The sequence below is a fragment of the Nocardia sp. NPDC058058 genome (assembly GCF_042885355.1).
GTDB lineage: Bacteria > Actinomycetota > Actinomycetes > Mycobacteriales > Mycobacteriaceae > Nocardia.
Genome location: NZ_JBHVSA010000002.1, coordinates 138811 through 152034, shown reverse-complemented (window position 1 = coordinate 152034; position 13224 = coordinate 138811). Strand labels below are relative to the sequence as shown.

Sequence of the window (13224 nt, the reverse complement as noted above, 5' to 3'; positions counted from 1 at the left end):
TCCAACGTCGTTGATGGACCCGGTCAGATCCGGCGCGGAGCCATTGGACTGTCGAATAACACCAGCTCACGGCCGGAATGACGTCCGGTGGCAGTGCTGCAGGCCCGCAGTCGGGAACCTGAACCGATCTGTTCTGAACTCTAATCCCAGCCATCTTCCGGAACTAATTCGGCGTGCCGCTCGTTGGCCTTGAAATTGCTGAGTTAGGTTTGCCTTTCCTGATTTTCGGGGTGTCGTTCGGGGCGTTTCAGGCGGGTTCCCGCATGGGCATGGAAGGATGGTCCGATATGTCGGATATTGACTGGAATACCCTGCGCCGCAACGCTTTCGAAGTAATGCAGAATGCCTATGCGCCCTACTCCAGATTCCCCGTCGGCGCCGCTGCTCTCACCGTTGACGGGCGCGTGGTGAGCGGCTGCAATGTGGAAAATATCTCATACGGTTTGGGCCTCTGCGCCGAATGTGTACTGGTCGGTAACTTGATTTCGTCCGGTGGCGGACGACTCGCGGCGGTCTCGGTCTGCGATTCGCGGGGCGAAATCCTGATGCCGTGCGGACGCTGCCGGCAGCTGCTGTTCGAACACGGCGGCGGCGACGTCGTCATCGATCATCGCGGCGCACCGGTACCGCTGAGCAACCTGCTGCCCGACGCCTTCGGACCCGACGACCTGGAAGCCGGGCAGCGGTAGCTCGCACATGGAAGTGTTGCGTCCATGAGTGTGCACTCGGCGGTAGCGGTGATCCGGGCCAAGCGCGACGGCGGCGAACTCAGCGACGCGCAAATCGATTGGGTGGTGGACGCCTTCACCCGCGGCGAGATCGCGGATGAGCAGATGTCGGCGCTGGCCATGGCGATCGTGTGGCGCGGTATGAGCAGACGCGAGACCGCGCGCTGGACCGCCGCCATGATCGACTCCGGAAAACGCCTGGACTTCAGCGATTTGACCCGGCCCACCGTGGACAAGCACTCCACCGGCGGCGTGGGGGACAAGATCACGCTGCCGCTGTCGCCGCTGGTCGCGGCCTGCGGTGCGGCGGTGCCGCAGCTGTCCGGGCGCGGATTGGGCCACACCGGCGGCACTTTGGACAAGCTCGAGGCCATTTCGGGCTGGCAGGCCGATATTTCGGTCGAGCGAATGCGGGAGATGCTGGCCGATCCGGCCATCGGCGCGGTGGTCTGCGCGGCGGGCGCGGACCTGGCTCCGGCCGATAAGCGGCTCTACGCGTTGCGCGATGTCACCGGGACCGTCGAATCCATCCCGCTGATCGCCAGCTCCATCATGAGCAAGAAGATCGCCGAGGGCACCGGTGCGCTGGTGCTCGATGTGAAGGTCGGGCGCGGGGCGTTCCTGAAGGAGCTGAGCCAGGCGCGCGAATTGGCCACCGCCATGGTCGAACTCGGCACCGACGCGGGCGTGCGCACCGTGGCGTTGCTCACGGCCATGGACACCCCGCTCGGGCGCACCGCCGGAAACGCCCTCGAGGTGGCCGAATCGCTCGAGGTGCTGGCCGGCGGCGGACCCGCGGACGTGGTCGAACTCACGCTCGTGCTGGCCCGGGAGATGCTGGCGCAGGCCGGAATCGACGGCATCGACCCGGCCGACGCGCTCGCCGACGGCCGCGCCATGGACCACTGGCGCGCCATGATCACCGCCCAGGGCGGCAACCCCGAGGCGCCGCTGCCCACCGCCCGGCACACCGAAATCCTGCGAGCCCCGCTGTCCGGCACCCTGATTCGGCTCGACGCGCTCGACGTCGGCATCGCCGCCTGGCAACTCGGTGCGGGCCGTGCCCGCCAGGGCGATGCGGTCCAGCCCGGCGCGGGCATCGAAATGCACGCCAAGGAAGGCGATTCCGTCACCGCGGGCGAACCCCTGCTCACCCTGCACACCGACACCCCGGAGGCCATCCCCGTCGCCCTCGAGACCCTGCGCGACTCCTACGACATCGGCGAGACCGACGAACCCTTCGGCCCCCTGGTCCTGGGCCGCATCACCGCGTCGTAAGCCCAGCCCTCGTCATCAACCCCGTCATCCCGGCATGCTTTTGGCCGGGATCCACACCGGTCCGGCATCCCCTCGATGTGTGGATCCCGGCCAAAAACGCGCCGGGATGACGGGGGAGTGTGCATAGTGGGCGCTTGACCTGGACCTGGGCGGGTCATCGAAGATCGGCCTAGCCTGGGATCGTGAAGCATAGAAGCGATTTCCGATTACGCGTTTCGATGGCCTGTCTGGGCGCGATCGCGTGCACCGCGGTGCTGCCCGCGGTCGCCTCCGCCGAACCGCGGATCAACAACACCCCGCCGCCCTCCTCGCAGGCCGCGCCGTATCCGTACTACGTGAACTGCGAGCAGGTGCGGGCGCAGGGCAAGGCTCCGCTGCTGGCCGGACAACCCGGGTATACGCGTCAGCTGGATCCGGACGGGAACGGCGTCGCCTGCGGGTACTGACCCGTCCCGCCGACCGCCGTCGCGCAATCACGCGGGGCGGCCCGGGGATTCGCGCGCGCACCCGGGTGAAGATCGCCACCGTACCTAGCAACGGGTGGGCAACGACACGCCTACGAGAGGGTGCACACAGGCGAACTACCATGCCGCAGAACGGGAATGCGGCTACCGTTTCTACATGACTGGACCGACGCCCCTCACCCTCGCTTCCATCCGCCAGGCGCCGAAGGCGGTCCTGCACGATCACCTCGACGGCGGGCTGCGTCCCGCGACCGTGCTCGAGCTCGCCCGCGACTGCGGATACGACCAGCTACCGGCTGGTGACGCCGAAACGCTCGGCAATTGGTTCCGCGACGCCGCCGACAGCGGCTCGCTGGAACGCTATCTGGAAACCTTCGCGCACACCGTCGCCGTCATGCAGACGCCCGAGGGTCTGCGCCGCGTCGCGCGCGAATGCGCGGTGGACCTCGCCGCCGACGGGGTCGTGTACGCCGAATCGCGCTTCGCGCCGGAACAGCATCTGGAGAACGGGCTCACCCTCGACGAGGTGGTGCAGTACACCATCGAGGGCTTCCGCGAAGGCGAGGCTTTGGCCGCCGCGGCGGGCACCCCGATCCGGGTGGTCTGCCTGCTCACCGCCATGCGGCATGCGGCGCGTTCCCGGGAGATCGCCGAATTGACCGTGCGCTGGCGCGATCGCGGCGTCGGCGGCTTCGATATCGCGGGCGCGGAAGCCGGGTACCCTCCCACCCGGCACCTCGACGCGTTCGAATACATGCGAGCCAATAGCGCGCACTTCACCATTCACGCGGGTGAGGCGTTCGGGTTGCCGAGTATCCATGAGGCGCTTGCCTTTTGCGGCTGCGATCGACTCGGGCACGGGGTGCGCATCACCGATGACATCACCGATTCGCCGGAAGGCCCGAAACTCGGACTGGTCGCGAATTACGTGCGGGACATGCGAATTCCGCTCGAACTCTGTCCGTCGTCGAATGTGCAGACCGGGGCGGTGCCCTCGCTCGACAAGCATCCGTTCGATTTGCTTGCGCGCCTGCGCTTCCGGGTCACCGTCAATACCGACAACCGGTTGATGAGCGACACCAGCATGAGCGAGGAGATGCACAAACTGGTGCAGACCTTCGGCTACGGCTGGAGCGATCTGGAGCGGTTCACCATCAATGCGATGAAGTCCGCGTTCATCCCGTTCCCGGAGCGGCTGCGCATCATCGACGAGGTCATCAAGCCGGGCTACGCGGTGCTGCTCGGTTGAGCGCACCCCCCGTCATCCCGGCGCGCTTTTGGCCGGGATCCACTGCGGCGGTGTGGATCCCGGCCAAGAAGCATGCCGGGATGACGGGTGGTTCATGCCGGGATGACGGGTGGTTCATGCCGGGATGACGGGTGGTTCATGCCGCGATGGCGGGGCGGTTACGCCTTGCTGAGGCGGTTCTCGAAAGCCTCTTCCAGGGCGCGCCAGGCATCGGCTTCGGCCTTGAACGGCGGGTTCGGGGCCATCCGGCTCGGGTCCGGGTTCAGCAGGTAGGACACGTACCAGCCGAGCGGGGACGACACCGCCAGCGCGGTCTCGACATTGTTCTCGTCGGCGTAATCGGCTGCGTCGGTGAATAATTCGACCGCGAGGTCGAGCTGGTCGGTATCCACCGCCTGCGGGCCCTCGGCCAGATCGTCGGCCAGGCCGGGCAGCACGTAGACGTTCTCCTCGTCGACCTCGACCTCGAGGCCGCCGTCGACCGCGGCGGTCTGGATATCGCCGTAGGTGCTCACCCGCACCAGATCGTGCTCGTGATCGTCGGCGAGGTAGCGGGCCAGCGCGCGCTCGGAACCGAACACGGTGATGGACCCGTCCTTGCCGAGGAAGATCGGCTCATCGTCCACGTAGCAGCGCAGCGTGAACCAGGTGCCCTCGGAGGTGACGATCTTGACCGGGTCGATGCCGACCTCATGCCAGAACGAGAGCTCCTCGTCCTCTTCGTCCTCATCCTCTTCGTCGAGATCGACCGGCTCGATATCCTCATCGGTATCGGCGGCATCCTCAGCGTCGACGATGTTCTCTTCCGCCGCAAGCAGTTCCGCCTCGGCGACGGCCACCGCGTCCGCGTCCACATCCGGGATCTCCACCACCGAGTCGATGGCGTCCAGGACCGCGTCCCAGTCCTTGTTGATCGCCGAGCCGATGGAATCCCACAGCTCCTCGCCTTCCTTACCGGCGAAATTGCTCACGCCGGTGGCGAGCGCGCCCAGCACCGGATGCGAGCCGAAGAACTTGTTGACGACGTCGAGTTCGCAGACGTCGCCGATATTGCGGACCATCTCGAGGGTCTCCTCGAGCTCGGACAGGATCTCCGGATCCGGATCGTCCGCGGCCAGCTCGGGCACGCCGACCAGATCGAAGACGTACTGCTCCTCCGGCTCCAGTTCGGCGGCCGACAGACCAGCGATGATCTTCCACGCGGGATGGTCGACGAGATCGTTCTCGGCATTGGTCCGGATGAACGCGGCCAGCTCCGCTACGGAGTCGAAACCGTAGAGATCCTCCTCGTGGCCGAGGAATGCCTGCCACTCATCGTCGCCGTCTCGCCAGCGCGGTGCCCACAGGGTGACGAGATCGCCTTTGGTCAGGCCGAGCGCGATCGGGACGATGTCTCCAGAAGCCATGACCGGAAGCCTATCTAGTGGTCGCTCTTGGCACTATCCGGGTCGCCCCCAACATTTCCCGGGGCGAGAGACCGGTTCAATCCGGTGAGGATTTCGGCGCGTTGCTCGGTCGCTTGCGCGGCGGCCTGACGACAGGCCCACAGCACCAATCGGGACACCTCGGCGGGTGGGCGGGAGGTCACCGATTCGGCCAGCCAGAGGCCCGTCAGCGCGCCGTCACCGTCCACTTCGGCGGTGACCGAACGGTCCTCGCTGGTGAATCCGCCGCGCACCGCGTGCAATCCGGCGAGGGCCGATTCGAGGGCTTCGAGCTGGTTGGTGACGCCGTTGACCAGCGCGTCCATCTCGGCGCTCATGAGTTCCGCAGCCAGTTCGCCGGGCCGGTATCGGCATCGTCGAGGCGATCGAGGGCATCGACGGCGGCCTGCCGGGTGGGCAGGCCGAGCCGGTCCAGTGCTTCGGCCGGCAGCCCGGCCTCGGCGAGCAGTTCGCGGCGGCGGGATTGGGCGGCGATGGCCGAGCGCTTGGTCAGGCGCAGGATCTCGTCCGCCAGAGCCTGTGCGCCGTAACGGTATTCACTCCGCTCGAAGCGGATCTCCACCGGCAGGCCCTGGTCGGTGGCGTGCACGGTGACGGTGCCCGCGCGATTGGCGCTCGCGGCCACGGTGACCTTGGGGATCTCGCTCATGCTGTGGGCCTGTAGAAGCCGAGGAAATTCATACCGCTGTTCTCCGTTCGAATCGGACCCGTCTGGACGGGATCGCCCGCCTCCACCAATTGACCGTTGCCGATCACCATCGCCACATGGCCGTCCCATACCGCCAGATCCCCGGGCATCAAGTCCCCTGGACCGATCTGGGTGTGGCCGAAGCCCTGTTCCTGTGCCAAACGCGGCAGCGGAACCCCGGCCTGCGCGTACGCCCACTGCGTCAAACCACTGCAATCCAGACCCGAACCGGGCGTGGTGCCGCCCCACACGTAGGGCGTTCCGACCGCGCTCAGCGCATTGCGCACCGCATCGGCGGCCTGCTGGTTCGGGGCCTCCACGGTACTGCCGTCCGGCAGGGTCAGCTTCACCCCGGTCCCGGTGGGGCGGGTGTCGGCGGTGGGGTGCCGGGGGCGATGCGAACCGGTCGACGGCGAATCACCCACGGACGCGGCGGTTGTGGATAAACCGGTCAGCATCGAAGCGCCGGATTCGAGTGTCCGGCCGCCGGAGGGCAGCACCGCGGACCCGATCTGCCTCGTGGATTCGGTACTCGCGGGCACGACCGTCGCGGCGGGCGAGACCTGCGGCGCATCGGTCTTCTCGGGCGCGAGCGCGGCCGGGGCCGGAGTCTTTGGCGGCGTGACCAATTCGCGCATGGCGGCGTCATCGGCCTCGAGTTCGGCTCGCACCCGCTCCACCACGCGCAGCGCCTGACCCACATGATCGATGGCCGCGCCGACGAGCAGGGCCAGCGCCGCGGGACTGAACCCCGCCGCCGCTACCGCATCGACCTTCGCGAGGAATGACCGCAGAATCTCCGCCACCTCGCGCCGTCCCGCCGCGACCTCCGTCTCGACGCGATCCAGCACGATGGCCATTCGCTCGCCGCGATCGGAGACGGTCGCGACACCCGTCTGCGCCTGAAGTGCCTTGTCCATGGCCGCGTCCCCGCCGCGTCCATTCCAACTCGGGTACATCGCGTTGATCGCGGCTCGCCCCGTCGCGTGGGTCTCGTCCGCCGTGCCCGACGCTTCGCGCAGTGCCGTCCCGGCGGAGGTCACCTCACCGGATCCGAAACCGGCCAGCAACTCCACGATCGGCTGCGCCAGCCCCGATATGTCCGGCCCGGGGCTCATGACCTCGGCCCTTTGCGCACCGCGCGGATCGGCCGACCGATGATCGATCCGGAGGCATCGGCGCTCATGCGTCCACCTCTCGGCTGTGCGCGCGCAACGCTGTCGCGTAGGCGGTGTCGGTCGTCGAGTACGCGGTCTCCGCGCCGATGGTCGCCGCGCCGAGGCTCGCCAGGACGGTGGTGAGATCCGCCAGGGCGGTCAGGTGCGTGGTGTGCGCGGCGCGATACGTGGTGAGGAAGTCCGCGCCGATGAGGCCGAGGGCGGAGGCGAGTAGGAGCGGGTCGGCGGCGGTGGCGCGGACGGTCGCGGTGGCGAGGGTCGCGGCCATCGCGGCGGCCGTCGTCGCGTACTCGGTGAGACCTGCTGGATCGATCGTGATCCGGTGCATGGATGCCCCCATCGTGCCGGTCGCTGGCTGATTACGTCCTGCAAAAGATTGGACGGAGGGCGGGTGAATTCGGTTCCGCCGGGCATGGAATTCGGGCGGCCGTATCCTCGAATCGCTGGGCTGACCTATCGTTTTCCTATGCGCACTGACATCGTGGACCACCCGCTCGCTGCCGCATTGCTGACCACCATGCGCGATGCGCGCACCACCAACCCCACCTTCCGAGCGGCGCTTCGCGATCTGACCGGTCTGCTGGTCTACGAGGCCATGCGCGACGCCCCCGTCACCCGTTTCCCGATCGCGACCCCCGTGGCCGCCGCCGAGGGCACCTGCCTGGCGTCCCCGCCGCTGCTCGTCCCGGTCCTGCGCGCCGGGCTCGGCATGGTCGAAACCGCCGAGAACCTCATCCCCGACGCCCGCATCGGCTTCGTCGGCGTGGCCCGCGACGAGGAAACCCACCAGCCCACCCCGTACATGGAATCCCTGCCCGAGGACTTATCCACCACCCCGGTCATCGTGCTGGATCCCATGCTCGCCACCGGCGGCTCCATGGTCTTCACCCTGGACCTGCTCGCCACCCGCAATGCCCGCGACATCACCGTCATCTGCGTCGTCGCCGCCCCCGAAGGCATTGCCGCCCTGGAGAAATCAGGCCACCCCATCCGCCTGGTCACCGCCTCCATCGACCGCGGCCTCAACTCCGACGCCTACATCGTCCCCGGCCTCGGCGACGCCGGCGACCGCCAATTCGGCCCCCGCTGAACCGAATTCGTTCCCACGGCCGGGAAATCCCGCCACCCCGGCGGATTTCCCGGATCACCTCCGAACGAACAACTCCAGGTGCCCGCACCCGATGCACCGGAACGCGTGTATAGCGAACCGCTCCCGCCCCCTACGCTTCGCATTGCCGAGCGCCCCCATCTCCAACGCCCCCTCGGTCCACCGCGTGTACCCGACGGTCGCGTTCTCATCGATGAACCCCGGCTCCAGATCCGTACCCCCGCACTGGGTGCAGTGCGGGACGGGCACTTCGCTCACAGTTTCTCGCAGAAGGCGCGGATCTCGGAGAGTTGCTGTGCGGCAGTGGCTTTCGCTGCTGGCAGATCCTCCGGTGTGGGGACCGGCTGGACTACCTCGACGTAGCATTTGAGTTTCGGTTCGGTGCCGGAGGGGCGGATGACTACGCGGAGGGAGTCGCCCTCGAAAACGAGTGCGTCGGTGCGCATTTGGCCGCGGAGTTGGGACATGTCGACGCAGGTCACCTTTTCGCCCGCGATTTCGGCGGGGGGTGTTTCGCGCAGGCGTTCCACCACCTTGGCGGCTTCGGCGGCGTCGGCCAGGCGCAGGGAGATCTGGTCGCCCGCGTGGACGCCGAATTCGATCGCGAGGGCGTCGAGGGCGTCATCGACGGTGCGGCCCTGGGCTTTCAGCTGGGCTATCAGGTCGGCCGCGAGGACCGCCGCCGAGATGCCGTCCTTGTCGCGGACGGTCGACGGGTCGACGCAGTGGCCGATGGCTTCCTCGTAGGCGTAGACCAGGCCGTCGCCGGCGCGCGCCAGCCATTTGAAGCCGGTGAGGGTTTCGGCGTAGCGGGCTCCGCGCGCCGGGGCCAGCTTGCTCAGCAGGCGCGAGGACACGATCGTGGTGGCCACCAGGGAATCCGGTGCGGCGGTGCGCAATACGAAATCGCCGAGCAGAACGCCGGTCTCATCGCCGCGCAGCATGCGCCAGCCGTTCGACCCGCGCACGCCCACGGCGCAGCGATCGGCGTCGGGGTCCAGCGCGATGGCGATATCCGCGTCGAGTCGTTCGGCCAAGTCCAGCAACCGATCCGAGGCCCCCGGCTCCTCCGGATTCGGGAACGACACGGTGGGGAAGTCCGGATCCGGTGCGAACTGCTCGGATACGACCAGCACCTCACCGAACCCGGCCGCCCGCAGCGCCGCTGTCGCGAGCTCGCCACCGACCCCGTGCATGGCGGTCAGTGCGATGCGAATATCGGCGCGATCACCGGAACCGCCTATGCGCCCCGGGAGTTCGGCGACTCGGGCGAGGTAGCGATGGACGATTTCCTCGCCCATATCGGTGATGGTCGCTGCGGCGGGGAGGCCGAGGATCGAGGGGTTGGGGGCGGTGGCGGCGGCGTCTTTGCGAGGGATGGTGCCGGTGACGGTGTCGATGCAGCGTTCGATTTCGGCGTCGGCGGGTGGGACGAGTTGGGAGCCGCCGTCGAGGTAGAGCTTGTAGCCGTTATCGGTGGCGGGGTTGTGCGAGGCGGTGATCTGTACGCCCGCAACGGCTCCCAGGGCGCGCACGGCGTACGCCACGATGGGGGTGGGGAGCGGGCGGGGGAGTTCGAGGACCGTGAATCCGGCGGCGGCGAAGACTTCGGCTGTGGCGAGCGCGAATTCGGCGGAGCCGTGCCGGGCGTCGCGGCCCACGATCACCAATCCGCCGCCGAGGCAGCGATTTCGGAGCCAGTCGGCGATGCCCGCGCTGGCCTGCGACACCGTGTCGACATTCATCCCGTCGGGACCCTCTTGCAGCGGTCCGCGTAGTCCAGCGGTGCCGAATCGCAGCATGTGCGCCTCCTGATGTCGTTCCTGCCGCGCGGCCGGGCAGCGTTCCCGGCGATGCTCAGCCGTTCCGCGGTCCGGGTCGTCCGGGTTCCGCGGGCCGTCCGGCCATGGCGCGGGGTGAGCGACAGGGCCGCGCGCGGCGGACGGTTCCGCCTTCCGGCGTGCGGTTACCCGATTACAGGCGTTCCAGTACTCCGCGCAGCAGTTTGCCCAATCGCGGTGCGGCGGCGTGGCCTTCGGCCAGCACTTCGGCGTGTGAGAGGTGCGCCCCGGTGACGCCCGCGGCCAGATTGGTGACCAGCGAAATGCCGAGCACCTTGGCCCCGCCCTCGCGTGCGGCGATGGCCTCGAGCACGGTGGACATGCCGACCAGATCCGCGCCGATGGTGCGCAGCCAGCGGATCTCGGCGGGTGTCTCGTACTGCGGACCGGTCAGGCCCGCGTACACGCCTTCGGTCAGGCTGGGGTCGACTTCCCTTGCGAGGGCACGCAATTCGGGATCCCAGGCATCGACCAGGTCGACGAAGTTGGCACCCGCGATGGGGGTGCGCAGGGTGAGATTCAGGTGATCGCTGATCAGCACCGGTTCGCCCACGTGCAGATCATCGCGGATGCCACCGGCGGCATTGGTGAGCAGCACGGTCTCCGCGCCCGCGGCCAGCGCGGTGCGCACGTTGTGCACGACCTGTGCGGGCTCATGGCCTTCGTAGAGATGCTGTCGCCCCATGAGCAGCAGCACCGGCGAATCGTTCACCACGACCGAGTGAATGGTCCCCTGATGTCCCTGCGCGGTCGGCGATCCGAACCCCGGCACCTCACCCATGGGGATGGTGCTCGCCGGTTCCCCGATTTCGAGGGCGGCTTCCTGCCAGCCCGATCCGAGAATCACCGCGACCCGGTGACGCTCGATACCCGTTCGTTCCGCGATGGCCTGAGCGGCCTGCTCGGCTAGCATGTCTGCCACCCTAGTCCCAGGCGATCACGGACGCTCGGTCACGCCCGCGACCTGCCGTATTCGCCCCAATTTCGCTGTGCCCGCCGCGGTTCGCCGCCGCGCTCCCGGCGCGCCCCGCCGCAGTTGCTACCCGTCAGTAGGAGCCGTCGCGCGCCCCCGCTAATCTGCACCCATGCCGTATTTGAAGCGTGACGGGGACGTGTTCGTGCTGTACCTCGGAGCCGAGGGACAGAACATCGACAGCGAGAACCGCTTCCACCCGGACTGGATCACCGAGGTGCACGCCCTGCTCGACGAGGTCGAGGCGTCCGAGGGCCCGGCCGCACTGGTGGTCACCTCGAACGGCAAGTTCTTCAGCAACGGCCTCGACACCGATTGGCTGTTCGGCAATTTCGATCGGAACTGCTGGTACCTGGACCGGGTGCATTCGCTGTACACCCGCCTGCTGGCCTTCCAGATGCCGACCATCGCCGCGGTGAACGGCCACGCCTTCGGCGCGGGCGCGATGCTCGCCACCTCCTGCGATTTCCGCCTGATGCGCGCGGATCGCGGTTTCTGGTGCCTGCCCGAGGTGCACCTGGGCATGCCGTTCACGGTCGCGATGAACGCGCTCGTCACCGGCCGCCTCACCAATCAGGTCGCCGTCGAGGCCATGACCACCGGTCGCCGCTACGGCGCGGATGACGCCATCGCCGCGGGCATCGTGGACGGCAAACTGGCCGCCGAGGCATTGCTGGCCGGTGCGGTCGCGCAGGCCGACGCGCTCAAGGGCAATCGCAAGCCGAACCTGCCGGTCATCAAGCGCGCCCTGCACCAGCACATCCTGGCGGGCCTGGCCGTCGAGACCACCCCGGAGAACCTGGGCTTCAGCCCCAGCTGAGCCGTATCGAGAATGTGCGACCGCCCCGCTTACCAGACCGGATAAGCGGGGCGGTCGGTTTTTATCGGCGGCACGCTGTCCGCTGGTCCAGAGGTTGCGGAGCGGCGGAAGAGTGTAAGACTGTGGTTTATGCCACCATCGCGCAACGGCGATGACCGGAATTCATTCCCCCCGATAAGTCGGTACGGTTCGCCCCTGCCGTCATGGCATGCTGCGTCGATGAATGCGTCCGTGGCACCCGGGGATCCGTCGCTGTTCGCCGCCGCCGACTCGGCCATCGCGGCGGCGCGGGAAGAGTTGCTGGCGCTGTCGCATTCGATTCACGCCGAGCCCGAGTTGGCATTCGAGGAATTTCGCAGCGTCGCCAAGACGATCGAGCCATTGCGCGAGCGCGGATTTCATATCGAGTCCGGTATCGCCGATCTCCCGACGGCTTTTTCCGCGACCTACGGCCATGGTGACCTGGTGGTCGGTATTTGCGCGGAGTACGACGCCCTCCCGGAAATCGGACATGCCTGCGGCCACAACATCATTGCCGCGTCCGCGGTCGGCGCGGCGCTCGGCCTGGCCGCGGTCGCGGACGCCTGCGGCATCACCGTGAAACTGCTCGGCACCCCCGCCGAGGAGAGCGGCGGCGGCAAAGTCCTCATGCTCGAGCGCGGCGCTTTCGACGGAATCGCCATGGCGCTCATGGTGCATCCGGGTCCGGACGATATCTCCGGTGCGCATTCGCTGGCCCTCGCCGATTTGTCGGTGACCTATCTGGGTCGCGAATCGCATGCCAGCGCCGCGCCGCAATACGGACGAAACGCCCTGGACGCGGTCACCGTCGCGCAAGTTGCCTTGGGTTTGCTCCGCCAACATCTCCTCCCCGGGCAACAGCTGCACGGTATAGTCGGCTCGGGCGGTGTGGCCCCGAATATCGTGCCGGGACACGCGGAACTGCTGTATTACCTACGGGCAGTCGACTCCGCGACCCTCGATGATCTGATGCAACGCGCATCGGCCTGTTTCGAGGCAGGCGCCCTGGCGACCGGATGTACCCACGAAATCCGGAAGCTCGCGCCGACATATACCGAGCTGACTCCCGACAGCGCACTACTGTGTGCCTATCGCGAGCAGATCCGCGATCTCGGACGCGAGCCGATAGCCCCGGAACTCGAGGCCGCACGCCCGCTGGGCAGCACGGATATGGGCAACGTCACCAATGTCATCCCCGGCATCCACCCGGTCATCGGGATCGATGCGGGAGGCGCGGTGACGCATCAGCCCGCGTTCGCGGCTGCCGCGGTGAACGCCTCCGCCGACCGGGCTGTGATCGACGGGGCAACGGCTTTGGCCCGCACCGCGATACAACTCGCAGGCGACAAATTTCATAGGGACAGGTTGTCGGAACGAGTCATGCAACGGCAGTTTCTTCGACAGGAGGACATTCGGTGAGCACAACCGGCC

At 67.7% G+C, this 13224-nt stretch carries 14 protein-coding genes; 7 read left to right on the top strand and 7 right to left on the bottom strand.

Features of this window, described 5'->3' with window-relative positions; genetic code table 11:
• Positions 1-287 precede the first annotated feature (287 nt).
• The 4 genes from ACFVUS_RS15845 (at position 288) to ACFVUS_RS15830 (ending at position 3719) form a co-directional block, all read left to right on the top strand.
• On the top strand, positions 288-689 hold the full coding sequence (locus ACFVUS_RS15845) for a cytidine deaminase (protein ID WP_387769894.1): 402 nt from the start codon (positions 288-290) through the stop codon (positions 687-689).
• Positions 690-713: 24 nt separating this feature from the next.
• On the top strand, positions 714-2006 hold the full coding sequence (locus ACFVUS_RS15840) for a thymidine phosphorylase (RefSeq protein ID WP_387766001.1): 1293 nt from the start codon (positions 714-716) through the stop codon (positions 2004-2006).
• Positions 2007-2188: 182 nt separating this feature from the next.
• Positions 2189-2452: an excalibur calcium-binding domain-containing protein gene (locus ACFVUS_RS15835; RefSeq protein WP_375963463.1), complete on the top strand. Its 264-nt coding sequence runs from the start codon at positions 2189-2191 to the stop codon at positions 2450-2452.
• Positions 2453-2627: 175 nt separating this feature from the next.
• Entirely contained in the window at positions 2628-3719 is a 1092-nt protein-coding gene (locus tag ACFVUS_RS15830; RefSeq protein ID WP_375963465.1) for an adenosine deaminase, read from the top strand.
• Positions 3720-3877: 158 nt separating this feature from the next.
• Here ACFVUS_RS15830 and ACFVUS_RS15825 read toward each other — a convergent pair whose 3' ends face one another.
• The 5 genes from ACFVUS_RS15825 to ACFVUS_RS15805 form a co-directional block, all read right to left on the bottom strand.
• Positions 3878-5125 carry a primosomal protein gene (locus ACFVUS_RS15825; RefSeq protein WP_387765996.1) on the bottom strand — a complete coding sequence of 416 codons (1248 nt, stop codon included), beginning with the start codon at positions 5123-5125 and terminating at the stop codon, positions 3878-3880.
• Between the two features lie 14 nt (positions 5126-5139).
• On the bottom strand, positions 5140-5481 hold the full coding sequence (locus ACFVUS_RS15820; protein WP_387765993.1) for a YbaB/EbfC family nucleoid-associated protein: 342 nt from the start codon (positions 5479-5481) through the stop codon (positions 5140-5142).
• The gene (locus tag ACFVUS_RS15815; RefSeq protein ID WP_387765990.1) at positions 5478-5813 is read right to left on the bottom strand and encodes a hypothetical protein; all 336 of its coding nucleotides are present in this window, start codon (positions 5811-5813) and stop codon (positions 5478-5480) included. The genes ACFVUS_RS15820 and ACFVUS_RS15815 overlap by 4 nt, the downstream gene beginning before the upstream one ends.
• Complete coding sequence (locus tag ACFVUS_RS15810) at positions 5810-6970, bottom strand: C40 family peptidase (protein WP_387765987.1); 1161 nt, start codon at positions 6968-6970, stop codon at positions 5810-5812. The genes ACFVUS_RS15815 and ACFVUS_RS15810 overlap by 4 nt, the downstream gene beginning before the upstream one ends.
• 64 nt (positions 6971-7034) lie before the next feature.
• On the bottom strand, positions 7035-7358 hold the full coding sequence (locus ACFVUS_RS15805; protein ID WP_387765984.1) for a type VII secretion target: 324 nt from the start codon (positions 7356-7358) through the stop codon (positions 7035-7037).
• Between the two features lie 138 nt (positions 7359-7496).
• Here ACFVUS_RS15805 and upp point away from each other — a divergent pair, with 138 nt between their 5' ends.
• Complete coding sequence (gene upp / locus ACFVUS_RS15800; RefSeq protein ID WP_387765981.1) at positions 7497-8120, top strand: uracil phosphoribosyltransferase; 624 nt, start codon at positions 7497-7499, stop codon at positions 8118-8120.
• A 272-nt stretch (positions 8121-8392) separates the two neighbouring features.
• Here the strand turns inward: upp and ACFVUS_RS15795 are convergent, their stop codons facing one another.
• Together ACFVUS_RS15795 and ACFVUS_RS15790 are read right to left on the bottom strand one after the other, a co-directional pair.
• Positions 8393-9940 (bottom strand): phospho-sugar mutase, encoded by a 1548-nt coding sequence (locus tag ACFVUS_RS15795; protein ID WP_387765978.1) that lies wholly within the window; start codon positions 9938-9940, stop codon positions 8393-8395.
• Positions 9941-10112: 172 nt separating this feature from the next.
• Positions 10113-10892 (bottom strand): purine-nucleoside phosphorylase, encoded by a 780-nt coding sequence (locus ACFVUS_RS15790; RefSeq protein WP_376062238.1) that lies wholly within the window; start codon positions 10890-10892, stop codon positions 10113-10115.
• Positions 10893-11064: 172 nt separating this feature from the next.
• Here ACFVUS_RS15790 and ACFVUS_RS15785 point away from each other — a divergent pair, with 172 nt between their 5' ends.
• Together ACFVUS_RS15785 and ACFVUS_RS15780 are read left to right on the top strand one after the other, a co-directional pair.
• Positions 11065-11772, top strand: coding sequence for an enoyl-CoA hydratase/isomerase family protein (locus ACFVUS_RS15785; RefSeq protein WP_387765974.1), 708 nt, complete (start codon positions 11065-11067; stop codon positions 11770-11772).
• 219 nt (positions 11773-11991) lie between these two features.
• Positions 11992-13212 (top strand): M20 family metallopeptidase, encoded by a 1221-nt coding sequence (locus tag ACFVUS_RS15780; protein ID WP_387765971.1) that lies wholly within the window; start codon positions 11992-11994, stop codon positions 13210-13212.
• Positions 13213-13224: the final 12 nt, after the last annotated feature.

Bases quoted from the DNA above. Each gene is read 5' to 3' on its own strand.
- ACFVUS_RS15845 (WP_387769894.1), top strand. From the start codon at position 288: ATGTCGGATATTGACTGGAATACCCTGCGCCGCAACGCTTTCGAAGTA.
- ACFVUS_RS15840 (WP_387766001.1), top strand. From the start codon at position 714: ATGAGTGTGCACTCGGCGGTAGCGGTGATCCGGGCCAAGCGCGACGGC.
- ACFVUS_RS15830 (WP_375963465.1), top strand. From the start codon at position 2,628: ATGACTGGACCGACGCCCCTCACCCTCGCTTCCATCCGCCAGGCGCCG.
- ACFVUS_RS15825 (WP_387765996.1), bottom strand. From the start codon at position 5,125: ATGGCTTCTGGAGACATCGTCCCGATCGCGCTCGGCCTGACCAAAGGC.
- ACFVUS_RS15820 (WP_387765993.1), bottom strand. From the start codon at position 5,481: ATGAGCGCCGAGATGGACGCGCTGGTCAACGGCGTCACCAACCAGCTC.
- ACFVUS_RS15815 (WP_387765990.1), bottom strand. From the start codon at position 5,813: ATGAGCGAGATCCCCAAGGTCACCGTGGCCGCGAGCGCCAATCGCGCG.
- ACFVUS_RS15810 (WP_387765987.1), bottom strand. From the start codon at position 6,970: ATGAGCCCCGGGCCGGACATATCGGGGCTGGCGCAGCCGATCGTGGAG.
- ACFVUS_RS15805 (WP_387765984.1), bottom strand. From the start codon at position 7,358: ATGCACCGGATCACGATCGATCCAGCAGGTCTCACCGAGTACGCGACG.
- upp (WP_387765981.1), top strand. From the start codon at position 7,497: ATGCGCACTGACATCGTGGACCACCCGCTCGCTGCCGCATTGCTGACC.
- ACFVUS_RS15795 (WP_387765978.1), bottom strand. From the start codon at position 9,940: ATGCTGCGATTCGGCACCGCTGGACTACGCGGACCGCTGCAAGAGGGT.
- ACFVUS_RS15790 (WP_376062238.1), bottom strand. From the start codon at position 10,892: ATGCTAGCCGAGCAGGCCGCTCAGGCCATCGCGGAACGAACGGGTATC.
- ACFVUS_RS15785 (WP_387765974.1), top strand. From the start codon at position 11,065: ATGCCGTATTTGAAGCGTGACGGGGACGTGTTCGTGCTGTACCTCGGA.
- ACFVUS_RS15780 (WP_387765971.1), top strand. From the start codon at position 11,992: ATGAATGCGTCCGTGGCACCCGGGGATCCGTCGCTGTTCGCCGCCGCC.